The organism is Mesorhizobium sp. M0296 (genome assembly GCF_040321675.1).
Lineage (GTDB): Bacteria > Pseudomonadota > Alphaproteobacteria > Rhizobiales > Rhizobiaceae > Mesorhizobium.
In genome coordinates this window covers 78,818-101,182 of the sequence record NZ_JAMYRZ010000023.1, presented here as the reverse complement: position 1 = coordinate 101,182, position 22,365 = coordinate 78,818, and the positions used below count along the sequence as shown (strand labels likewise).

19 protein-coding genes are annotated in these 22,365 nt (G+C 59.8%); 4 read left to right on the top strand and 15 right to left on the bottom strand.

The features are described 5' to 3' along the window. A partial coding sequence (locus tag NKI97_RS21845; RefSeq protein WP_352836529.1) for an IS630 family transposase occupies positions 1-530 on the top strand: 530 nt, incomplete at its 5' end. Positions 531-900: 370 nt separating this feature from the next. Here the strand turns inward: NKI97_RS21845 and NKI97_RS21840 are convergent. The 3 genes from NKI97_RS21840 to NKI97_RS21830 all read right to left on the bottom strand — a co-directional run bounded on the left by NKI97_RS21840 (position 901) and on the right by NKI97_RS21830 (position 3,827). Next, on the bottom strand, positions 901-1,932 hold the full coding sequence (locus NKI97_RS21840) for a LacI family DNA-binding transcriptional regulator (protein WP_352687758.1): 1,032 nt from the start codon (positions 1,930-1,932) through the stop codon (positions 901-903). A 302-nt stretch (positions 1,933-2,234) separates the two neighbouring features. Beyond that, positions 2,235-3,563, bottom strand: coding sequence for a dicarboxylate/amino acid:cation symporter (locus tag NKI97_RS21835; protein WP_352836526.1), 1,329 nt, complete (start codon positions 3,561-3,563; stop codon positions 2,235-2,237). 54 nt (positions 3,564-3,617) lie between these two features. Next, positions 3,618-3,827 (bottom strand): hypothetical protein, encoded by a 210-nt coding sequence (locus tag NKI97_RS21830; RefSeq protein WP_156937379.1) that lies wholly within the window; start codon positions 3,825-3,827, stop codon positions 3,618-3,620. A 735-nt stretch (positions 3,828-4,562) separates the two neighbouring features. On the opposite strand from NKI97_RS21830, the gene nifA (NKI97_RS21825) reads away from it, so the two are divergent. The 3 genes from nifA (NKI97_RS21825) (at position 4,563) to NKI97_RS21815 (ending at position 8,842) form a co-directional block, all read left to right on the top strand. Next, complete coding sequence (nifA, locus tag NKI97_RS21825; protein ID WP_352836523.1) at positions 4,563-6,335, top strand: nif-specific transcriptional activator NifA; 1,773 nt, start codon at positions 4,563-4,565, stop codon at positions 6,333-6,335. Between the two features lie 235 nt (positions 6,336-6,570). Next, complete coding sequence (gene hisC, locus NKI97_RS21820) at positions 6,571-7,710, top strand: histidinol-phosphate transaminase (protein WP_352483776.1); 1,140 nt, start codon at positions 6,571-6,573, stop codon at positions 7,708-7,710. Between the two features lie 91 nt (positions 7,711-7,801). Beyond that, a complete protein-coding gene (locus tag NKI97_RS21815) occupies positions 7,802-8,842 on the top strand; it encodes an LLM class flavin-dependent oxidoreductase (RefSeq protein WP_352836520.1) in 1,041 nt (346 codons plus the stop codon). 606 nt (positions 8,843-9,448) lie between these two features. Here NKI97_RS21815 and NKI97_RS21810 read toward each other — a convergent pair. The 12 genes from NKI97_RS21810 to NKI97_RS21755 all read right to left on the bottom strand — a co-directional run bounded on the left by NKI97_RS21810 (position 9,449) and on the right by NKI97_RS21755 (position 22,342). Continuing rightward, a complete protein-coding gene (locus NKI97_RS21810) occupies positions 9,449-11,344 on the bottom strand; it encodes an ABC transporter ATP-binding protein (RefSeq protein ID WP_352483774.1) in 1,896 nt (631 codons plus the stop codon). Beyond that, complete coding sequence (locus tag NKI97_RS21805; protein WP_023719299.1) at positions 11,344-13,212, bottom strand: ABC transporter ATP-binding protein; 1,869 nt, start codon at positions 13,210-13,212, stop codon at positions 11,344-11,346. The genes NKI97_RS21810 and NKI97_RS21805 overlap by 1 nt, the downstream gene beginning before the upstream one ends. A gap of 73 nt (positions 13,213-13,285) precedes the next feature. Next, the gene (locus NKI97_RS21800; RefSeq protein WP_023719298.1) at positions 13,286-14,191 is read right to left on the bottom strand and encodes an SIR2 family NAD-dependent protein deacylase; all 906 of its coding nucleotides are present in this window, start codon (positions 14,189-14,191) and stop codon (positions 13,286-13,288) included. A 38-nt stretch (positions 14,192-14,229) separates the two neighbouring features. Then, a complete protein-coding gene (gene nifT / locus NKI97_RS21795) occupies positions 14,230-14,442 on the bottom strand; it encodes a putative nitrogen fixation protein NifT (protein ID WP_352483773.1) in 213 nt (70 codons plus the stop codon). After that, positions 14,439-14,759 carry a nitrogen fixation protein NifZ gene (locus NKI97_RS21790; RefSeq protein WP_023719296.1) on the bottom strand — a complete coding sequence of 107 codons (321 nt, stop codon included), beginning with the start codon at positions 14,757-14,759 and terminating at the stop codon, positions 14,439-14,441. Before NKI97_RS21790 ends, nifT begins: the two co-directional genes overlap by 4 nt. A gap of 99 nt (positions 14,760-14,858) precedes the next feature. After that, positions 14,859-15,053, bottom strand: coding sequence for a 4Fe-4S binding protein (locus tag NKI97_RS21785; RefSeq protein ID WP_023719295.1), 195 nt, complete (start codon positions 15,051-15,053; stop codon positions 14,859-14,861). A gap of 31 nt (positions 15,054-15,084) precedes the next feature. Next, positions 15,085-16,563, bottom strand: a complete 1,479-nt coding sequence (nifB, locus tag NKI97_RS21780) for a nitrogenase cofactor biosynthesis protein NifB (protein WP_352836515.1) — start codon at positions 16,561-16,563, stop codon at positions 15,085-15,087. 233 nt (positions 16,564-16,796) lie between these two features. Further along, complete coding sequence (gene nifA, locus NKI97_RS21775) at positions 16,797-18,560, bottom strand: nif-specific transcriptional activator NifA (protein WP_352815527.1); 1,764 nt, start codon at positions 18,558-18,560, stop codon at positions 16,797-16,799. Between the two features lie 175 nt (positions 18,561-18,735). Continuing rightward, positions 18,736-19,035, bottom strand: a complete 300-nt coding sequence (locus NKI97_RS21770; protein ID WP_352483771.1) for a ferredoxin family protein — start codon at positions 19,033-19,035, stop codon at positions 18,736-18,738. Positions 19,036-19,046: 11 nt separating this feature from the next. Beyond that, positions 19,047-20,354 carry an FAD-binding protein gene (locus NKI97_RS21765; RefSeq protein ID WP_352692296.1) on the bottom strand — a complete coding sequence of 436 codons (1,308 nt, stop codon included), beginning with the start codon at positions 20,352-20,354 and terminating at the stop codon, positions 19,047-19,049. Between the two features lie 8 nt (positions 20,355-20,362). Next, the gene (locus NKI97_RS21760; RefSeq protein WP_352836511.1) at positions 20,363-21,472 is read right to left on the bottom strand and encodes an electron transfer flavoprotein subunit alpha/FixB family protein; all 1,110 of its coding nucleotides are present in this window, start codon (positions 21,470-21,472) and stop codon (positions 20,363-20,365) included. Between the two features lie 18 nt (positions 21,473-21,490). Beyond that, positions 21,491-22,342: an electron transfer flavoprotein subunit beta/FixA family protein gene (locus tag NKI97_RS21755; protein ID WP_352450754.1), complete on the bottom strand. Its 852-nt coding sequence runs from the start codon at positions 22,340-22,342 to the stop codon at positions 21,491-21,493. Positions 22,343-22,365: the final 23 nt, after the last annotated feature.

Sequence of the window (22,365 nt, the reverse complement as noted above, 5' to 3'; positions counted from 1 at the left end):
TCGATCCGCAGCATCTGGTCTTCATCGACGAGACCTGGATCAAGACCAACATGGCTCCGCTGCGCGGTTGGGGGCCGAAGGGCGAGCGGCTGCGCGGCTTGGCCCCGCACGGCCACTGGCGCACGCTGACCTTCCTCGGCGCGCTGCGCTGCGATAGGCTCGCGGCACCTTGCGTCTTCGACGGGCCAATCAACGGCCAATGCTTCCGCGCCTATGTCGAGCAGCAGCTCATCACCGTGCTGAAACCCGGCGACATCGTCGTCATGGATAATCTGGGAAGTCATAAGTCGGCGGCGATCAGGCAGATGATCAAGGCTGCCGGCGCCAGGCTTTGGTACCTGCCACCCTACTCCCCCGACCTCAACCCGATCGAGCAGGCCTTCGCCAAGATCAAGCATTGGATGCGACAAGCTCAGAAGCGTACCGTCGAGGACGCTTGGCGCCACATCGGCCACCTCGTTGCGACGATCGAACCCGGCGAATGCAAAAACTACTTCGCAAACGCCGGATACGCTTCCGTCAAAACGTGAAAGACTCTAGCCCCACTCAAATGCCAACTTTGCCGGCCTTGCCGCCGCTTTTCACGCGCGGGCAGGCGAGGAGATGCCGGTCGACGAGGTCAATCCCAATGGACTGTGCCGGCCTCGCTCGGCTACTGGCGTGAGGCATCCTTGACGACACCGCCCTGGACCGACAACGTCGAGATGTTGGCAATGAAGCCGGTCGCGACCTCGCGCTTCCGCCTGAACGCGTGGCCGATCCGTTCACCCAATTGGCGCTTCATCCTGGGCCGCGGCTGAGGCCTGTGGGGTGCGGCTACCCCGCGTGGATGGGATCATCAATCAACTTTCTCTCATTTATGAAAGGAAACTTCCCCGCTTACGATAGAAGCCATCAGTTTCATATATTTTCCGGCAGATGAATGTCGAACGGCAGAAATGTCTGTCCTGGTGTTTCAGCAGTGCCGGTCTCGATAGCCCGCGTCATCAGCGTTATCAGCTCCTGGGAAAGCCGGCGCATTGGCGTGGCGACCGCCATCGTGATGATGTTATCAGCGAGTGCCGCCCGAGATTCCGGCGTGATTTCATTCACGATCGCGACGAGATCGCGACTTTTACCCTCTTCCCGGACCGCGGAGATGGCGCCCTCCATGCCGCCCCCGGCGACATAGAAGCCGACGAGCTCGGGTTCCCGCTGCATGAGATCAAGCGTTGCCTCGTAGGTGACCTGCCGTTTCTCCAGGTTCACAAGCGGATCGAGCACCTCGAACGTCGGCGCGTTCTCACGGCAATAGGAGCGAAAGCCGACGTCACGGAGCTCGTGCCCCTGGAAACGATGGCTACCGACAAACACCGCCACCTTGCCGGGCCGTTTTGCGACCTTGGACACCATCCAAGCGGCCGTGCGCCCCACCTTGCGGTTGTTGAGGCCGATATAGCCCTGTCGCACGCCGGCGGCGAAGTCGGAAAGCAGCGAGAAAACCGGAATGCCTTTGGCCTTGAGGTCCTCAACCGCTGCTGTAATTTTTGGGTGGTCCGGTGCCACCATCGCGATCGCATGGCAGCGTGCGCCCAAATCCTTGAGCGGTGCGATTAGGTCGCTCGGCATATGTGACGGGGCGAATTGGATGAGCGGAATGCCGTGGAAGGACTGGGCCAAATTGACCGACGCTTCGACCTCGCGCGCAAAGTCTTGGTAGAAATGCTGGGCCGGTTTTCTCAAGATGAAGCCCAGACGGTAGCACGGTAGGTCTCGCCGCAAGCGCTGCTTGATGAGCCCGGCAGCATGATAGCCGATCGCGTGGGCGGCGTCGTGGACCCGCCGCGCGGTCTCCTCGCGCACCGGATGGCGGGCGTTCAGAACCCGATCGACCGTTGCTACGCTGACTCGGGATTCGCGGGCGAGATCGGCAATTGTGGGGCGCTTGGTCATGGGTCCTATTCTGATTGGTTTTTGACGCAGGCTGGCTCTCTGTCACCTAGCGCGATTCGACAATGGTTTCGGCTGGGCAAAGTGAAGACGCCCGCATACTGAATGATCGACAGCGTATTGGACTACTCCAGACGTAGACCGGCCGGGTATAACGGAAGGTTCATTCGCTTAGGGCGGCGATGATTTGCACTCACACATTTAGCGCTTCTGATACATGGTCCGTGAGGCGCCGTTTAGAGCCTGCGAGTCGATCGTTCAGGTCATGTGACCAGCTTGGCGAAGCCGGTCGCGGTGCGTCGACCTTACTCGGCGGAGGATAGCCGGTTTGATGCCTCGGCAAGCTGATGACCGCAGAAGGCGGCTTTCATCTGCGCTTGGTCCAATTCTCCTTCCCAGCGGGCGACGACGAGGGATGCCACTGCGTTACCAACGCAATTAGTCAACGCCCGGCATTCGGACATGAAGCGGTCGATGCCGAGTATCAGTGCCATCCCAGCAACGGGAACACTCGGAACTACGGCGAGCGTAGCAGCCAGGGTGATGAAGCCCGCACCTGTCACACCTGCAGCGCCCTTGGAGGAAAGCATCGCAACGAGCAGCAGCAGCACCTGATCGCCGATTGACAGGTCCGTGTTCGTCGCCTGCGCGATGAAGAGGGCCGCCAGGGTCATGTAGATATTCGTGCCGTCCAGATTGAACGAATATCCGGCCGGGATGACGAGACCCACAACCGAACGCCTGGCGCCCGCCTTCTCCATCTTCTGCATGAGCGAGGGGAGCGCGGCCTCCGAGGAGGACGTTGCGAGCACAAGCAGCAGCTCTTCCTTGATGTAGCGAATGAGAGAAAAGATCGAAAAGCCGTTGTAGCGGCAGACCGCGCCGAGAACCCCGAACACGAAGAGGAAGGCGGTGAAATAAAACGTCGCGACCAGCATCGCGAGGTTGACGACCGAACCGATGCCATATCTACCGATGGTGAACGCCATTGCGCCGAAAGCGCCGATCGGCGCGGCTTTCATCAGAATGCCAACGAGCTTGAAGACAGGCGCGATGAGCGCCTGAAGGAAGCAAACGACAGGCTTGCCCGTCTCTCCGGCCATCGCGAGCGCCATGCCGAACAGAACCGAGAAGAACAGCACCTGCAGGATGTCGCCTTCCGCGAAGGCACCGACAATCGTTGGCGGGATGATGTTCATCAGGAAGCCGGTGACCGACTGCTCGTGGGCCTTTGCGGCATAGGTATTCACGGCCTGGCCATCGAGCGAGGCCGGATCGATGTTGAGGCCGGCGCCAGGCTGGACGACATTGGCGACGATGAGGCCGACGATCAGCGCCAGCGTCGAGAAAGTGAGGAAATAGACCATTGCCTTGCCAGCGACCCGGCCGACCTTGTGAAGATCGTTCATGCCGGCAATGCCGGTCGCAATTGTCAGGAAGATGACAGGCGCGATGATCATCTTGACCAGCTTGATGAAGGCATCACCCAGCGGCTTCAGGCTCTCGCCGGTCCCCGGATAGAAATAGCCAATTGCGACGCCGAGGGCGATGGCGGCAAGCACCTGCGCGTAAAGCTTGGCATAGAAGGGTTTGCGGGGCGCGGGAGTCGCGCCGCGGACTTGTGCAGCTGACACTGTTTCTCTCTCCCTGACCGGATCGAGGTGGCGTGACTTCTCCCGGGCTTCTCCCTATCGCGGCGCTCCGGTCGAACGCTGCACCAACGCCGCCGCAATACCCATGCCAAATGGATCCGCATGACCTGAACTGACGTTGGGCTCGCCAATGATGGGATGAATGCGGTGGCACAAGACGGGAATGACAAGGCCGCCGTCCAGCACGCGCTTGATGTTCTCCGGCAGATTGCCGGTCGATCTCTCTGGCTTGCGGTTTTGCTGCACATCGTGGCGGGCTCCTCGGTTTGCCGACTTTGGGAAGGGCCGCATCGCTGGCACCAGGGCGCAGAATTGCCGTGTTCTTTGCCGCGCTCCCGCTGCAGCGACAGCTTGAAAGCGACGTCGAGACGTAGGGATTGACGCCGCTCGTGCTGACCGCGACGATGCGGTTCAGAAGTTCCGAGCACCGCCGAGAAAGCCGCGCTCGACCGCCACCTTCGCGCCTTCACACGCGACGCCGCCGCCTTATCTGCGTCATCAATATCGAGGAAATGGCGGTTGCCGCGACCGACCAGTGTCGTCGGCAGTGATTATCGCTCCCGCCCCTGGTTCGCAGGCGCTGGTGACTGGCACGGCCCGGCAACTCGGCGCGGTCAGCCGCTCGGGCACCGCATCGCCGGCGCCGTATTTCTGTCGTTCAACATCGCCGACAAAAATTAGAACTGATGAATTCTATCATAGGCCGCGAGGTTTTCTTTCACGAATGAAAGAAAGCTCGATTGACTATCCCGCCTCGCTCCAGTCTTTTGAAAATCAACGTGTGGTTGCCCCCGTGCAAGCCGAGAACGTGGCCAAGCTTCGTGGAGGGAGAGCCAAGCGATGCGTCAGGGGTCGACCCGCTTTGCACTCGACCACACGGCGGTGGCACGAGTTCACGTCAGAGCATTTTCGCGCTTGCCCGCGACGTCGCGGGCGCACATGCCGCCGGCATGCATTTCATGACGCGAGATCGAGGATCATATGCACCACAACATTCCCAAATCAGAACAAAATGCCAGCGAGTGCCGCATTTCGCTTCCGGATGCGAAAAGGGCTTACCCAAAGTCCGAGATGAACACCGCGGTCCCTTTTGTGCCATCGCATGAGCACGCGCTTACCGGCATCTTCGAAATATCGAAAGTACTCACCGACCCCGCCCGGCTCGAAGTCACGTTGGCCAAGGTCGTCGATCTCCTGCCCTCGTTTGTGCAGATGCGGCACGGCATCATCGCTCTCTTCGACGCTGAGGGCGTACTGGACATCACCGTAGTCACCGGCTGCGACGAGAACAGCGATGAGCGCTCCCGGATGCGCCTGCCGCGCAAGGCAATCGATCTGATTGTGACGACGGACACGCCGCTCGTCGCCGAGAACATAGCGGTGCATTCGGCCTTCACTGCCGCTGACGTAGAGGTGCTTGGGGCCTCCGACACCGTGTCCTTCATCGGCGTTCCCATTCGTATTGATGGGAACGCCGTAGGCACGCTGACTATCGACCGCGCCTTGGACAGCAGGTCAACGTATGGGCTCGATTATGATGTCCGGCTGCTCACCATGATAGCCAACATGGTGGGACAGACAGTCAAGTTGCACCGCTTCTCCGCGGGCGACCGCGAACGACCGACGGAGGTGGAAGATCGGCTGCAAACGCAATTCTCTGATGTCAAGCACCCTGCACCGCAGCGCAAGAAGGTTCACGTCAAGGGCATGATTGGCGATAGTCCGGCGCTAAGCGCGCTGCTCGAGAAGATCGCAGTGGTAGCTAAGGCAAAGACCACGGTTCTGTTGCGAGGCGAATCCGGTACCGGGAAGGAGCTGGTCGCCAAGGCAATTCACGAGTTGTCGCCGCGCGCCAAGCGGCCCTTCATCAAACTCAATTGTGCAGCGCTGCCAGAGACAGTCCTGGAATCCGAATTGTTCGGTCACGAGAAGGGTGCCTTCACAAGCGCGTTCAATTCCCGCAAGGGCCGCTTTGAGCTCGCCGACAAGGGGACGTTGTTTCTGGATGAGATCGGCGAGATCTCGGCCTCGTTCCAGGCAAAGCTACTGCGCGTGCTGCAGGAGCAGGAGTTTGAGCGCGTCGGCAGCAACCAGACCATCAAGGTCGACGTTCGCGTGATTGCCGCCACGAACAGGAACCTTGAAGAGGCGGTTGCAAGGAATGAGTTCCGCGCCGACCTATATTATCGCATCAACGTGGTTCCCTTGCTGGTGCCGGCGTTACGCCAAAGGCGCAGCGATATTCCGCTCCTCGCAGCTGAGTTTCTCAAGAATTTCAACGATGAGAACGGCCGTACGCTGACCTTCGATCCGCGTGCGATTGAAGTACTGATGAAATGTGAATTTCCCGGCAACATTCGCGAGCTTGAAAATTGCGTGCACCGGACAGCGATCCTGGCGGAGGGACTATCAATCGGGAGAAACGACTTTGCGTGCTCCCACGACCAGTGCTTTGCCGAGGCGCTGCGGAAGAGCAGATCGGGCAAGGCCGCGCTGCAACCAGCGCCAATCCTGCCAGAGGCAGTGAATCCGGCCACGCCTCCGGATGCGGCCGCTCGTTCGGCCGCCACCACAGTCCCGCCTGCCGGAGCAACCCACTCATTGGGCGCGAGGACCACCGACGCCGAGCGCGTCATTGCTGCCATGGAAAGATGTGGCTGGGTGCAGGCAAAGGCGGCGCGCCTGCTTGGACTGACCCCGCGCCAGATTGGCTACGTGCTGAGGAAATACGGCATCGAGGTCAAGCGTCTGTGAAAGCATGACTCAGGCGGATTAGCTGAGACCGCTTAGCGGCTTGGCCCGCGCAGGGATGCAGATCCGCGTCCGCGTCAAGTCGATCCGACCGAGGACAGCCTGGCCGAATTCCCGTGGCAGCTGGCGTTGCGACCATCTTGTGAAAGGCGACGCTGCCATCGTCAATCCGTCCGCCATGTTGCTCTCGTTGCGAGCTCATACGGATGAACCTGTGCGACTGAAACGGAGATAAAATATGTCCGATGCAAAACTGCAAGCTGTGCTTTCGTCACTTCCGCAAGGGACGCGACAGTTAGATGCTCTGCCGTCCAACGGACCAGCGCCGGACAGAAGTTTTGTCAAGCTGAATACGAATGAGAACCCGTTTCCGTTGCCGCCAATCATAATGCAAAGTGCAGTGGCGGCCCTCAATCGCCAGTATCTGTATCCGGACGACGATAACATCAGCTTGAGGGAAGCAGCGTCCAATACCTATGGCGTATCCACGGATCAGGTCATCGCAGGCAACGGGTCGTCTGAACTGCTCGGACTCATCTACAGAGCTTTCCTCGCCCCTGGCGACAAGGTGGCGATGATATCGCCAGGGTTTTCGTTCAACCGCAAACTTGCCATGTTGCATGGTGCTGAGTTTCTCGAGATCGGATGTCAAACTCATTCGCTGCCAATGGAGCAATTGCTTTCCGGTCCGGCAAAAGACGCCAAGTTCATTCTGGTGGCCAATCCAAACAATCCGACCGGAACATTCCTCTCGATAAGCAATATCGAACGCCTCGTGTCACAATCGGATCGCCTGGTCGTCCTTGATGAGGCCTACGTCGACTTTGCACCCGATCACGGGCTGCGCCTCATCAACCGTTATTCGAACCTTCTGATCTTGAGAACATTTTCGAAGAGCTATGCCGCCGCCGGCATTCGCGTCGGTTTCGGTTTCGGTCACCCTGAGATTATTGGCAGGCTGCGCAACATCCAGAACGTCTTCAACATGAACGTGATCGGGCATGCGGTTGGTATCAGCGTGCTTGCGCATCGCGGCGCCTACGCAGAGAACCACAAGCACATCAGACATGAACGACAGCGAGTGACAGCCGCACTGTCGCAACTTGGATTTTCCGTAACGCCCTCCCACGCAAATTTCTTGCTAGCCCGTGTGCCAGCGGGACAGGACGGCTCATGGTGGCAAGCAGCCTTGGAAAGGCAAAAGATACTCGTTGCCTACTTTCCGGACAATGGTTTGGAACATTGCATCCGCGTCAGCATCGGCACAAAAGAGCAATTGGATGCATTTCTTGCTGCCGCTCGCGATATAGTTGGAAGCTTAAACATACCAAGCACCACGGGCAGGGGAGCGTCAGGCTCTGCTCGTTCGGTACGCTGACGCTAATCCGATATCACACATTGCTATCTTTAGACTTGCTTGGTCACCCAAGCACGACAACATTTTTCTTTAAAATCGGGGACAATATCGAGTGACAAACGTCTTTCCTTCAAACCTAGCCTTCGGCATCTTCGATCATCTGGACGAGGACGGCCTCGATATCGCCCGGCAGTACGAAGATCGCCTGATATTAGCAGAGGCGTGCGATCAGCTAGGGTTCTATGCCTATCATCTCGCAGAGCACCACTGTACCCCCCATGGGAGAGGTCCATCGCCGAATCTGTTCTTATCGAGCGTCGCCCAGCGCACCCGGCGCCTGCGTCTCGGACCCTTGGTGATGCTGCTTGCGCTTTATCATCCGCTGCGTGCGTTCGAAGAGATCTGTATGCTGGACCAGTTGAGCGGTGGCAGGCTCGAACTGGGCATAGGGCGCGGTGCTCTCCCGATCGAATTGGGTTACTTCGGGATTGGTGCGGACGCGGTGCCGGGCCGCTATGCGGAAGCCAGCGAAATTCTTGTTGAAATACTTGTTAATGCCATGAAGGTTGGCACGCTGTGCTATCAAGGCCGCCATTTTGAGCTCAATGACGTTCCTTTGACGCTAAGACCTCATCAGCGTCCACATCCGCCGACATGGGTCGCCGCCAATCGACCCGAGTCCGCAGCCTGGGCCGCTGCGAATGGAGCAAATATCGCGTGTGTAGGACCTTCCTCTTCTGTTCGCAAAACTACTGATGCGTTCCGCGCCTATCAAGAGGACAAGGCTGGCGCGGGCGATCAAGCGCCATTTATTGGATTGCTCCGCATGGTCGTGGTTGGGCGTTGTGACACACATGCCTATTCGCTCGCGGCACCTGCTTACGAACGATGGCTCAAGAGCTTCCAATTCCTTTACGACCTTAATGCCATCCCGACTCCACCAAACCTGCCGCTGACCTTCGATGAGGCAGTAGAGCGTGAATTGTGCGTGGTAGGATCAGCAGAATCTGTGCGAAAAGCTCTGTTAGATCAGTTGGAAGAGGCAGGTGCCAACTACCTGCTTTGTCAACTGGCATTTGGAAATCTGCCGCTAGATGCTTCCCTGTACACCGCGACGACCATTCAATCCGAAATCATGGCTCGACTTGGCTGACCGTGGAATTGGCGGTCTGATCCGAAGGTAAATCGTTGTAACAGCGCTCCCTCACATTGCTCGAGCGTGCACGTGGTGGGGATTGGGAAATCGTGAGGGAGGCCAAACTGGCGACGAGCCGGCGGCACAGATTACCAGGTTTGTGCGTTGGCCGGCATCTGGGCACGGTGTGAGACTGCACGATCCTAAGGAGCTGATGGCCGAGCGCGCCACGGTGCCGGCACGCGTCTGCTCGTCGCGCTCGCGCTAGTCATTGCCCATAGCCGGCCGCAGAGGTTCTTCTCGACCGGGGCGGCGCCGGTGGCGGCTCCCGCATCCAGCTTCATCAGCGGCTCGGCGGTAGCAAAGCCGTCACTCGCTACGGCGCTGTGAGGGCGCGCTCGCGAGCGGCTTTGCTACGCCGAGCGACACCACCTGGAGCGAGTTCGCCCGATGTCGCGGCGTGCACCGCGGCCGGATAACGACGCTGGAGGAAATCGTTCGCAGCCGGTCTTCACGATCCGCGCGAGTGCTTTGCATGAATGCTGCCTGCTTCCTCGTCTGCGGCGGCCCGAGTGTCCGCCGGCACGCCCGAGTCAATGCCAGTACCACAAGGCCGGCAAGACGTCAGGTCTGGGAGCCAGCTTGTACGGTCGTATCGTATTCGGGAATGTCGTCGAAGGAGGCGTAGTTGAGATTGTAGAGTTTGGAATAGAGGCCCCCCGTGGCTATTAGCTGATCGTGGTTGCCAGCCGCAATAACTTGGCCATTCTGAAGCACGATGATGCGGTCGGCACCCCGGATCGTGGCAAGACGGTGGGCGATCACGAGGCCAGTACGGCCTTCAAGCAGCTTTATCAGAGCCTTCTGAATCTGCATTTCCGTGTAGCTGTCGATGTTGGCGGTAGCTTCGTCGAGCACGAGGATCTTGGCGTCGGCGACGAGGGCGCGGGCGAAACTGATAAGCTGGCGCTGGCCGAGAGATAAGTTGTCGCCGCGTTCGCCAAGTTGGGTCTCATACCCATCGGCGAGGCTCATGATGAAGTCGTGGGCGCCGACCGCCTTGGCCGCCTCGATCACCTTGTCTCGCGTGGCCTCTGTCTTGTGGTATCGAATGTTCTCGAAGACCGTCCCGGTGAACAGGAATGGCTCCTGCAGCACCATGGCGACCTGGCGGCCGAGCGATTCCTGGGTGAGATCGCGCACATCATATCCGCCGACCAGCACTTGGCCCTGCTGAACATCATAGAAGCGGTGGACCAGGGCCATCGCACTCGATTTGCCAGAACCGCTCGGCCCGACCAGTGCGACCGTCTCGCCGGGATTGACCCGGAAGGAAACATTTTTCAGCACCGAACGGTTCGGATTATAGCCGAAGGTGACGTCCCTGAACTCGACCGAGCCGTCCATTTCGGGCGAAAGCACCTCGGCATTGGGTTTGTCCTGAACATCGATCTTGACGTCGAGCACATCGGCCAGGCGCTTGCCTGAGGCCATGGCGCGCTGCATGACCGAATATTGCAGGGTGAGTGAGCGGATCGGGTCAAAGAAGCGCTGGATGTAAAATAGGTAGGCAACCAATACGCCCACATCTATGCGGCCATTCAGGACCATCGAGCCGCCGACCACAATAACGGCGGCCATGGCGAGGCCGGTGAGGCCATCGACGATAGGCACCATGACCAGTGCATATTTGGCAGCGATCAGGTGGGTCCTGAGGTTGGCATGGGCCTTGTCGTCAAAAAGGATGAAATTCACCTGCTGGCGGTCCATGGACTGGACGGTGCGCACGCCGTGAATGGCTTCGGCCTGCGCGCCGTTGACGACGGAATTAGTCTCGTGTGCAGCCATGAAGGCGGCGCGGGCACGCGGCAGCCAGACAATGCGGACGATCACCAGGACCGGCAGAACCGAGAGCGTCAGGAGGCCGAGGCGGAAGTCGAGCCACAGCATTAGGAAAACGATGCCGAAGAGAAGCGCAACATCGCCTATGGAATATACCGAGGTTTCGAGGAATTCCTGTATGGAGTTGACGTCGCCTTGCAGGCGCGACATGAGGCGTCCGACCTCGGTCTTGTCCATGAAGGAGAGCGAGACCTTCTGCAAATGGCCAAACATGGCGCGGCGGATGTCGAACAGGACAGTTTCGGCCACTTTCCCAACCACGGTTTCCTGCATGTAGCCGGCAGCGAAATTGACCAAAATCGCCAAAACGAACGCGCCGACGGCCGCAAGCTGGGCTGAGCGATCGTTCCTTGCCGGGTTCATGCCCTGGTCGATCGCGTAGCTGATGATCAACGGGATGAGAAGCTGCGTCCCGGTGAAGATCAGCATTGCTGCAATCGTGATGACTACCCTGGCCCGATAGGGACGGACGAAGGCCCAGATGCGCCGGAGGATGCTCTTGTCGAAAGCCCGGCCGAACATCTCCTCCTCGATGCGGTGCGAGCCGACAACCGCGCGCGGAGGGCGTCTGCCGTCGTCACGGTCGGCTTCGAGTTCGCCGGCGCGGCCCTGGGCCATCAGCGGGCGTCCCCATACTGGGTCATAATGTCATCACCCGGGCGCGTCTGGAGATCGTAAAGGGCCCTGTAGCGTCCCCGCTTCGCCAAAAGCTCTTGATGCGTGCCGCGTTCTACGATTTCGCCGTTATCGACAAAAAGGATCTGATCGGCATGCATAAGCGCACTCAGCCGGTGCGCGATGATGATCGTCACCCGATCCTTGGCGAAGCGCCGCATCGCCGCGCGGATGCGCTGCTCGGTGCCGGCATCGGTCGCGGCCGTTGAGTCGTCGAAAACGACGACGGAGGGGCGCAGCATCATGGTGCGAGCAATCGTGAGACGCTGGCGCTGGCCGCCAGAGAGAGAGACGCCGCGTTCGCCCACGACCGTCTCGTAGCCTGCTGGGAGCCCGAGGATGTAGTTGTGGAGCTGGGCGAATTCGCCAGCGCGTTCTATTCGCTGTCTCTTCGCCCAGGGATCGCCATAAGCGATGTTGTTCTCGATCGTGGTGGTGAATAGGAATGCATCCTGCTGTACGACGGCGACCGCCTTGCGAAGCGTCGCGAGGGTGACATTACGTATGTCCTGGCCGTCCAGCGTGATGGCGCCACCGGTCACGTCGTAAAAGCGGGGGACCAGATGAGCCATCGTCGATTTGCCCGAACCCGGCGGACCGACGATCGCGATCGTCTCGCCTCTACGGGCCTCAAAGCTGAGGTTCTTCAAAATGGCGCGGTTTTCGGCGCTGGGGTACGCAAATGAGACATTGTGGAAGCGCAGAGTGCCGTCGCTTATCTCGAGCGGTCTGGCCTCGAGAGCATCCCTGATTGTGATCTCCTGGTCGAGGAGACCGAAAAGCCGCGAACCGCAGCTAGAAGCGCGGGCAAAGGCATTGACCATGAGGCCGATCTGGCGGACTGGCATTTGCAGGATTGTCATGAAGGTCAGGAAGGTCGCCACCGTTCCGACGCTGATCTCGCCAGCGACGAGCCTGCTGCCACCGATCCAGAGCACCAATCCCATTGCGAAAAAGAAGGACAAGGTCATCGCCGACGTGCTGGGCACGTAGATGTCAACTCGGTCGTGGGCGAGGTCGAGCGCGTTCTTGGAAGCGCCGTCGAACTTCAGCATCTCATAGGCTTGAGACGCAAAAGCGCGGACCACGCGGATGCCTGCGAGATTTTCCTCCATCACGCGGCTTAGTACCGAAAGCCGCTCATGCAGGTCGAGCCAGGTGGCGCGCAGCCTAAGCTGTGTGGCCGATGAGCGCCAGGCGACAAAAGGCACGAAGCTCAGCGCGACCAGGCCGAGCATGGGATCGGTCGAGATCATCATGTAGGCGCCGATCCCGATCAGCATGGTGAGCAGGAGCACGCGAACGAGCGCGGTGGAAAAATACATCCGCACGCCTTGGAGATCGAGCATTCCGATGGTGATCAGATCGCCTGAATGGACCCGGTCGTGAAAGGAAAAGCTGAGACGCTGGATCTTGTCGTAGTAGGCGAGCCGCAGTTCGTACGCGACATGATGCCCGACGGCTTCGGCAAAATAGTTCTGCGCCATCGTGAAAAGGCCGCGTAGCGCGCTGACGGCGAGCAGCAGGAGAGCCGGGGTCCAGAGCGCTTGTCCTGCCGCGGTCCCCGCGACACCGCCCCCAATGGCTGTCTGGGTCTGGTCGACAGCCCGGCCGAGAAGCTGGGGAATGAGCAACTGGAGGATTGCCGCCATGATCGTCGAGCCCATAGCGAAGGCGACCTGCCAGGGATGCCGCAAATTCATACGGGTGATGCGCAACAGCGTACTCAAATCCCGGCCCCAGCGCGCCGCTTCCACATGGGTCAACGAATTCAGAGCGTTCGTTGCGCTGCCGATAGCATCACTGCTCACGGGTGTATTCCCGACTGCATTTTGCGCCTTCGAGGCAAGCCGAAGGACCAATCATCAAAGGGGCCCGCCATTGTTAATCCTGTCCACCACCTGCAGCAGTGCCCGTTCCTATAAGCCGAGCCGCGGTTTCACTTACTGGCATGTCGATCACCGTGATTCCGCTTGCCGCAAGGAAACGCGCTTCGTTTCTGGTCAGCGTTTCCGCGTCCATTACCGCGCAATGTGGACCTCGGGAGCGCTTCATGATCTGCCTGGCGTAGGTGCGCAGCATCTGACCGTTGAAGCGGCAGCCAACGAAGAAAAATCCACGGGTGATGCGCCGTTCCTTCACCACGTCTGGGATCGGTGTCTGGATATCGATTTCGGTCAGGACTTCGACATAGTCGGAATCTGCGACGAGAAAGTTTTGCGCCGGCCTAATACTCCCGTGAGGTGTATAGAGAACCGTCTTTGCCCCCGATCGGGGGTCGAGTTCCCTCCCGGACAGATCGTAGGTTTTCGTCCAAATGTCCCGGATTTCGTTCGCCCGCGTGACGCCTTGTATCTCGACGACGTCCGTTCGGCCGGTCTCTACGAGAGCCGTGCGCATCGCGCTGTCGTACCAGCTGTCGACGATGAGGGAGAGCGGCAGCCTTGCGAGCCAGGCGTGGAGGACGGTCGGCGCCACCGGTGCTGCGAATATGTCGGTCATCCAAGCTTGAAGCGTCCGGCGATGCCGGCGCTGTTCGATGAACTGCGCAACCGACCACATATTGGTGCGGATCTTGGAAGGGGCTGGCGCCCGCGCATTGAGTGCCGCGGCAACGACCTCCGGCGTATGCGGCACAGGCGGTTCCGCACAGTTGAACCCAAGAAGACCCGGACCGAGATAGGGGATCACCTCATCGGCGGCGAGCGCTTGCTTCGCCAGGTCAAGCAGCTTTTCGGCAAAACTGTCCCGCACGATGACGAGGTGGCCCGATGTCGGGATCGTGTTCATGCTCGTTTCCTCGCGACGCCCCTTATCAATGGGCAGCATCAGTCATCTTCGGAAATCTTCCTTGCCTCGACGGTGATCGGCAGACGCGTATCCCGCGGAAGATCGGGTAGGAGGAGCCGCCACCCGTTCCTGAGCGTCACAGTCCCGCCCCACAACTCTTCCTTCTCAAGCTTGATGATCGGCTCTTCGAGGTCCTTCTTGGGGACGTACGCCGATAAGCCAGCATCGGTCCTGCGGATCATGACTTTCATCTGGCCGTCCCTTCATTGGTATTGCTTTCAGCACTGCCGGGATCCTCGGCTTTGTCGAGGCTCATCAGTTCACGCGCTCGCATGCCGACGACCGTGCCACGGTCGATCCATTCGACCGCATAGATGAAGAACTGCTGGAGAAAGGTGCCAATGTCGCGCACATATCCCTCGTCGCCCTTCCGCACGAGATTTTCGCCGATCTCCCTGCCAGGATAGGTACCGTCATTCTTTATGTGCCGAATGGCACGAACCCGCTCTCCCGGCATGAATCGTGGAGGCCTGCGGATTTCGACCTCCTCTTCGCGTCCGAGCCACATGTCGGTTCCCTGGTTTCTCTTGAAGCTGCAGGTTGGGAACAACGCGCTCCAGGCGTGCTTTGGAGGCAGCCCCGACCATCTCGGCATCCCAATTGTCGGTCACGCAGGAACGCAGGTCTTCGGCACCGGACATACCGAGGCACATTGCTGCGTATCGAAGGCTCCCTCGCATTCGGTGCACTTTTGCGTGTCGACCACATAGCTCTCGCCTTTGAACTTGATCGCGCCGGAGGGACATTCGAATTCGCAGGCGCCGCATTGGGTGCATTGGGATGCGATGATCTTGAAAGCCATTTTAACTCCTGGTCCGAATGGATGAGACAGCTCAGGCCGTCGCCGCGAGTGCGGGGGTCCTAGACGCGGCGGCGTAAATCGCGCTGATTGCGGTCTCGATATAGTCATGGGCATATGCGTCGGTGGCTTGGATTCCAGCGTCGGCGAGCTGATCCTGCGGGCAGTTTCCGATCTTTGCGCACAGCACGATATCTATGCCTTCAAGCGCTGCGATGACGCCATCGAGAGCGGCTTCTCCGCCCCAGCCGCCGAGGCAATACTGTTCCACCTTGCGATGCCCGACAAAGCTGATCCCCCTCGACGAGGCTTGATAAACCTGGAATTCCTTCGCGTGGCCGAAATGTTCATTGACGCGGCCGCCGCCCTTAGTCGCCACCGCGAAGAGAAGGGGCTTGCCGGGGCCCGCTGCCTTAACCATTCCGATCGCTTGGCTCCTGGCCGTCACGTGATCACGGCGCTCCTGCACGACCAACTCCCGATAGGCCTTGCGCTTGCTGGCATCGTAGGTGACCGCGCCGGGAATCCGGTCGGCCGTGAATTCCTGGCCACGATCCTCGCCAAGCAGGCCGACGGCATCTGCCCGGCACTGCCGGCAGTGGCGCATCAACTGGGCGCCGCCTTCGAGACGATCCTGAAGAGCCTTCATCTCCATTGCGTTTGGGCCGCGCTGCCCGCTCAGTCCGTAGTGCGTGCCGTGCGCCGGGTCCGAAATCAGCGGCATGACGTTGTGCAGGAACGCGCCTCGCTCCTTGACCCATCTATTCACCTCAATCAGATGCTCATCATTCACGCCGGGGATCATCACCGAATTGATTTTGGTGAGGATGCCGCGCGCACTCAGCATCTCCAGGCCCAACATCTGCCGCTCGTGCAGGATCCGGGCGGCTTCGATGCCGACGTAGCGGCGATGGTCGTAAAAGATCCAAGGATAGATCTTTGCACCGACCTCAGGGTCGACCATGTTGATGGTGATCGTCACGTGATCGACATTCATGTCGGCAAGCTCATCGACATGGTCCGGCAGCGCGAGCCCATTCGTGGAGATGCAAGACTTGATGTCTGGGATTTCCCTGGCGACTCGTTCGAACGTTGCCTTCGTCTTCTTCCAGTCGTAACAGGCATCGCCCGGTCCGGCGATGCCGAGCACGGAAAGCTGCGGCACCTCGTTGGCGACCGCAATCACCCTGCGTAGCGCCTGGTCGGGCGTCAGCTTTTCGGAGACCACCCCAGGCCGGCTTTCGTTGGCGCAGTCATATTTGCGATTGCAGTAGTTGCACTGGATATTGCAGCCGGGCGCGACCGCGACGTGTATGCGCGCGAAATAGTGGTGCGCCTCTTCTGAAAAGCAGGGGTGATCCTTGATCTTCTCCCAGATAGCCGGATCCGTGTCGTTCGGCTTTGTCGACGAGCCGCAGGACGAAGACGCGCAGCCACCAGCTTTCACGGTGGCAAGCAACTGGTCACCTAATGTCGTGCTGAGGCTCTCAACCGAAATTGCCGGTGCGGACATCGAACGGCTCCGTTGCTGGGAATGTCGCAGTTCAAATCGCAAGAGCTATGCCAGCTCAAAGAGCGGTTTTGGTTCACGAATTGGCTTTTCGTGTCGGATTCCGTCGGCTTGCCCCGGACACTTTTGTCGGGCTACCGACAGTGGACAAACAAATAGGGTCGCGAGGCTACCAGCCTTTGGGCGCGCAGAGTGTGAGGGAGACTACTCCGGGCTTACGTTTCACCAGCGGATGCCTAGAATTTCTTCACCTCGATACCATGCCGGCGCAGGGCGTAGCCGACTTGCCGCGGCGTGAGGCCGAGGATACGAGCCGCCCTGGCCTGAACCCAACCGGCCTTGTCCATCGCGTCGATCAGCCGGTCGCGTTCCGTCAGACGCGGGGGACAAGCGGGATCGTTCGGATCGCCGGCCGTAAGGGGAGATACCTTGCCCGCCGAGGCACCGATGCGACTGGCCGGCAGCTGCAATCCGACCGGCACTGCGTTGACCCGTGCGAGATCGTCGATGGCATTGCCGCCATTCGAGCGGTCGACTCCCTTCCAGAGGAGCCAGGAAAGGCACTGGCTCTTCTTACAGGCGAAATCGGATGGAGTGATCGTCCTTGAACGCGCAAGTGTGGCCGTCCTTTGGACGCAGTTCTCCAGTTCGCGGACGTTACCAGGGAAGTAGCATTGCGAGATCAGGTCAAGCGCCGACGGCGCGAAGGCGAGTGCGCGATCGTTCTCCTTGTTGAATCGGTCGAGGAAGGCGTTCGCAAGGCGTGGAATATCGCCGGGTCGCTCTCTGAGCGGAGGCAGGATGATTGGCACCACATTGATGCGGTAATAAAGGTCGGCCCGGAACTCCCCTTTTATGACGGCCGTCTCGAGGTCCTTGTTGGTGGCGCATATGAGGCGGACGTCGACCTGTAGCGTTTTGGTGCCGCCGACTCGCTCCAACTCGCCTTCCTGCAAGACACGCAACAGCTTGGCTTGAAAGGCCGGCGAAATCTCGCCGATTTCATCAAGTAGCAGCGTTCCCTCATTTGCCAATTCAAAACGACCGGCGCGCTGGGAGATAGCACCCGTGAAAGCGCCCTTTTCATGCCCAAACAGTTCTGACTCCAGAACGCTTTCAGACAGTGCGGCGCAGTTCAATTTGACGAAAGACTTCTTTCTCCGACGTGAGAGCTTATGGATGGCCTGCGCAAAGAATTCCTTGCCGGTGCCGCTTTCACCCCGCAGAAGCACGGTGGAATTAGTCCCTGCTACGACCGAGACGGTTTCGAGCACCTGCTTGAGTGCGGGGCTTTCCCCGACGATCCCGTCGATTTTGACGTCCGCCTGCCGGGCAGGGTGGCAGATCCTCCCCTCGTTGGGCGATTTCTCCGGTCTCCATTGCTCATGGACAGACCCCTGACGATCTGTACTCAGGATACGATGGAGACGGATGGTCCGGCCGACAAGGTTGGCGACCATCGTCAGGAAGTATGTGTCCTCGTCATTGCGAAAGTCGGTGGCGCCGTCTCCGGCCCGGTCGATCGACAATGTCCCAAGTATCTTATGATCAGCCTTTAGCGGGATACCGATAAAGGCAATTGGGATGGTGCCGCTGCCCGAAGACGTTTGAAGGTTAGCCTGAAATAGTTGGGACTTGCGGACGTCCGGTATGAAGAGCGGCGTCCCCGTAGCGACGATTTGATCTGTTACGGCCTGTGGTGTGACGCGGCGAGTGCCTGATTGAGGTGCGTGGGTATTGCCGGCAGTTGCTGCAATTTCCGGCTCTCCTTCAGCGTCCAGGACGACGATTGCTCCCTGACGCATCTGCAGAAACGAAGGGAGGATGTTCACGACATTGGCGAGCGTAATCTCCAGCTCGCTGGGGGCGGTCAGCACCTTCGATATCTCGTAGAGTCCCCTGAGCGCGATATCTGCTTGGGGCATGCTTTTGATGGGCGGTTCAGGGCGGGTATCCCGAGGTCCTACCTCGTCGACCCGATCTTGCGGTACGTGAGCCATGGAAACACCTCAGGGGTTGTCGTCCAGAGTGCTCCTCCTTTTGAATCTGAATTCTGAAAGCACAGTATTCACGAGCCTCTCTTGTTGCGAGGCGATTCCAGCAAAGATAGGCTTGGCGTTGGTCGCGACCTCAGGTCTACCAAGATTGACCCTGTTGATACGGTGCGTGCCTCGGTCATCCGAATTTGAAGAGGACTCCGAAGCCGCCGCGTGGATAGTTCCACTCGATCTCGCCATTGGTCTCGCACAAAATCCGGCAGGTACCGCACTCCATGCAGCCGTCGGCGGTGATCTCCACTTGACCTTTGTCGTTCAACTCATAGCATTTCGCCGGGCAGACGTGGGTCAGCGCGAGCAAGTTCGCGCTTGGCGCCTCGTGCGGTAGCACTTTGATATGCGGACGGCCGGAATCCACCAAGTAGCGGTTCTGGTAAAGCTTGTCCTCGACACGTGACTTCGTCACTGCGATCGTCATTTCGTCTCCCCTCAGCGCCACGCCAATGCAAGGCGGACCGCGTCGCTGACCAGCCCCCAGCGCGAGCGCGCCTTGATGAAGGCCGCCGTCGTAGCCTTTTCCTTCTCGATCTTCGGCGTCCCGTCGACACGCATGAAGTTCTGCGCGGCTTGCGACATCAACCGCGGATAGGTCGTGAAATAATTGCAGGAATTGGTGTGGAGCAAGGCCGGCATGTCTTTGTATTTCCTTAGGTCCTTGACCACGAAGGACTTGTCCAGCATGGCTTTGTAAAGGGCGAGATTCCGTTTGGTCATAGGACCGTTGCGGCTCTTGACCTCGATGATTGCCTCAGCCGCGATGCGGCCGGAGGTCATGGCGAGGTTCGAACCCTCGCGGTGAATGGCGTTGTTCAGTTGCGCGGCATCGCCGACCACGACCCAACCGTCGCCAAAGAGCTGCGGAATAGCCTTGTAGCCGCCTTCGGGAATGAGATGCGCGGAATATTCTTTCACTTCCGAGCCGGCGATCAGCGGCCGGATCGAAGGATGGCTTTTTAAGGCGTCGAGGAGGACGTAAGGGCTCTCGGCCATCGCGGCGAAATCGGAGACGAGGCAGCCAATGCCCAGTGAGATCGACTCCTTGTTGGTGTAGAGGAAGCCGAGCCCGGCCATGCTGCGGGAGGTCGTGCCCACCGCCTCGATCACGCAGCCTTCATCGCCTTTGAGGCCGAACCGCTGCTCAATGACCTCTTCGGGCAGGAAATGCATTTCCTTGACGGCGAGCGCCACGGTTTGCGGCTTCGGCATCTCGCGCAGGCCGGCCCGCGTGCCAAGGAGTCCGCAGACACCTTCTGCGAGGACGACCACGTCCGCGTAAATGGCTCCGCCGGCCCGGTCTGTGCGGACGCCGATCACCCTGTCCTTGGCGTCACGGATGAGTTCCGTCACGGTCGTCTCGCACAGAACCGTCGCGCCGGCCTCGCGCACCTTACGCGAAAACCATTTGTCGAACTGGGCACGAATGATCGTGTAGCGGTTGGGCTTCGCTTCATTGAAGTCGTCCGACCGATAGTGAATCCCGGTATGGGATGTGTCGTCCATCACCCAAAGCCGCTGTTCAACCAAATGCCGCTCGAGAGGCGCATCGTCCCGGAAATCCGGGATGATCTTCTCCAGCATGTTCGCGTACATGATGGCACCCTGGACATTCTTGGACCCCGGATATTCACCCCGCTCCAACTGCAGCACCTTCAGGCCGTGGCTGGCCATGGTGTAAGCAGCTGCGTTTCCGGACATGCCGGCCCCAATAACAATGGCGTCGAATTGTTCCTCAATCATGTCCATCCTTAGCTCGCAAGCTTATCGCGACTGTGGGGCGACAGCCGCCGGGTGAAGGCTTCCGTCAGTGCGGGCAGGAAGCGGATCGCGTCGGTGACGATCCCGAGGTGAGCGAAATCGAAAATCGGCGCGTTCGGGTCGGTGTTGATGGCCACGATGAGATCCGCCCCCTCCACGCCAACCCGATGCTGGACGGCGCCGGAAATCCCGGCCGCTATGTAAAGCTTCGGCCGGATGGTCTTGCCAGTTTGGCCGATCTGCCGATCAGCTGGCATCCAGCTCTTCTGGACCAACGGGCGCGAACAGCCGTGCTCGGCGCCGATTGCTCGCGCGAGATTCTTCACAAGCTGCAGGTTCTCCGCCGCGCCTAGACCGAGGCCTCCCGCAACCACGACGTCGGCATAGGCAAGATTTGCCTTTGCCGACTGACTATCCGGCAGGAAGCCGAGGACTTTGGTAACGATCTCGTCCTCGGCTACCGAGAGCTTGTGCCGGATGACACGCCCGACCGGTTTATCCGCCCGCTGCGGCATGGGCATGACCCTCGGTCGCACTGTCGCCATCTGGGGGCGGAAATTGAGCGTATAGATCGTGCACAACAAGGAACCGCCGAAAGTCGGACGGGTGGCGGCGAGCGAACCGTCGGTATCCACATCGAGTTCGGTGCAGTCGGCCGTGAGCCCTGTCTGCAAGGTCGTCGCCACGGAGCCGGCAAGATCCCTGCCGAGTGTGGTGGCACCGAGAAGAAGGATCTCGGGTTTGTGGGTATCGACCAGATCCGTCATCGCCTTGGTGAATGGTTCGTTCCGATAGTCGGCGAGCAGCGGCGCCTCGACGATGTAGACAAGGTCGGCACCATAAGCGAAGGCTTCGGCAACGGCGTTCCCGATGGCCTCTCCCGGCGGTCCAAGCACGACGCCCGCAAGCTGGACCTGAAGCTTGTCTGCTAACTTGCGGCCTTCGCCGAGCAGTTCGAATGATACGGGATGGACCTGGCCGCGTTCGAGCTCGATGAAAACCCAGACGTGCCGGTAGTCCTTGAAATGCGCGGGCAGCTCCTTCTTTACGCCGGCACGGCCGGCGGCAGGGCGAGGGGTTTCTCGGTTCGCGGTCGACATCGTCTGCTCCTTGCCCTCTCACGCGCCGCCGTTGAAGGCGAGCTCATGTTCCAATGCCGGCTGGCGGGTGAAGATTGCCGTGATGAGTTCGTCAGCGACATCGCGCAAGGCCATCTCGGCGGTGTCGATTTTTGCCGCCTTTTCCGCCCGCGCAGGAGGGGCGAAAACGCGCTTGACGACCGTCGGTGAACCGCGCAGGCCGCATTTGGTGAGATCCTCAATGCCGGCGTCGGCGGCACTCCATTTCAAGACCTGGCTGCGCGCGGCGCACAGGGCGTCCTGGATCGAGCCCCGGCGGATCTCGTTTGTGCCTTCCAGCATGGTGATCAGGCAAGGGAGACTGCTCTTCAGCATCTGTGTGCCGCCTTCGGAGCGGCGCTCGACCTTGATCTCGCGCGCAGCAATATCAATGGAGGCGATCTTCGCGACATAGGTAAGCTGCAGGAGTTCGAGGCGCTTGGCGATGCCGGGCCCGACTTGGGCGGTGTCGCCATCGATCGTCTGCTTGCCGGTGAAGACGAGGTCTGGCGTGCCGAACGTCTCGCCAACCTTCGCGATTGCCTGGGAAAGGGCGAAGGAGGTCGCCAGCGTGTCGGAGCCGGCAAAATAGCGGTCGGTCAAGAGCACCGCTCGGTCGGCGCCGTATCCGAGCGCCTTGCGCAACGCGTCCTCTGCCATGGGCGGACCCATAGTGAGTACGGTAACTTCGCCACCATAGGCGTCGCGCAGTCTGAGGGCCTCTTCGAGGGCGAACAGGTCGTAAGGGTTGATGATGGTCGGAACACCCTGGCGCATGATCGTGTTCGTCACCGGATGGACCCGTATCTGTGCCGAGTCCGGCACCTGCTTGATACAGATTACGATGTGCATTGGCGGTTTCTCTAGGCTCCTGT

Excerpts from the sequence above, each read along its gene's own strand:
- NKI97_RS21840 (WP_352687758.1), bottom strand. The coding sequence starts at position 1,932 with ATGACCAAGCGCCCCACAATTGCCGATCTCGCCCGCGAATCCCGAGTC.
- nifA (WP_352836523.1), top strand. The coding sequence starts at position 4,563 with ATGCACCACAACATTCCCAAATCAGAACAAAATGCCAGCGAGTGCCGC.
- hisC (WP_352483776.1), top strand. The coding sequence starts at position 6,571 with ATGTCCGATGCAAAACTGCAAGCTGTGCTTTCGTCACTTCCGCAAGGG.
- NKI97_RS21810 (WP_352483774.1), bottom strand. The coding sequence starts at position 11,344 with ATGGCCCAGGGCCGCGCCGGCGAACTCGAAGCCGACCGTGACGACGGC.
- NKI97_RS21800 (WP_023719298.1), bottom strand. The coding sequence starts at position 14,191 with ATGAACACGATCCCGACATCGGGCCACCTCGTCATCGTGCGGGACAGT.
- nifT (WP_352483773.1), bottom strand. The coding sequence starts at position 14,442 with ATGAAAGTCATGATCCGCAGGACCGATGCTGGCTTATCGGCGTACGTC.
- NKI97_RS21790 (WP_023719296.1), bottom strand. The coding sequence starts at position 14,759 with ATGTGGCTCGGACGCGAAGAGGAGGTCGAAATCCGCAGGCCTCCACGA.
- NKI97_RS21785 (WP_023719295.1), bottom strand. The coding sequence starts at position 15,053 with ATGGCTTTCAAGATCATCGCATCCCAATGCACCCAATGCGGCGCCTGC.
- nifB (WP_352836515.1), bottom strand. The coding sequence starts at position 16,563 with ATGTCCGCACCGGCAATTTCGGTTGAGAGCCTCAGCACGACATTAGGT.
- nifA (WP_352815527.1), bottom strand. The coding sequence starts at position 18,560 with ATGGCTCACGTACCGCAAGATCGGGTCGACGAGGTAGGACCTCGGGAT.
- NKI97_RS21770 (WP_352483771.1), bottom strand. The coding sequence starts at position 19,035 with ATGACGATCGCAGTGACGAAGTCACGTGTCGAGGACAAGCTTTACCAG.
- NKI97_RS21765 (WP_352692296.1), bottom strand. The coding sequence starts at position 20,354 with ATGATTGAGGAACAATTCGACGCCATTGTTATTGGGGCCGGCATGTCC.
- NKI97_RS21760 (WP_352836511.1), bottom strand. The coding sequence starts at position 21,472 with ATGTCGACCGCGAACCGAGAAACCCCTCGCCCTGCCGCCGGCCGTGCC.
- NKI97_RS21755 (WP_352450754.1), bottom strand. The coding sequence starts at position 22,342 with ATGCACATCGTAATCTGTATCAAGCAGGTGCCGGACTCGGCACAGATA.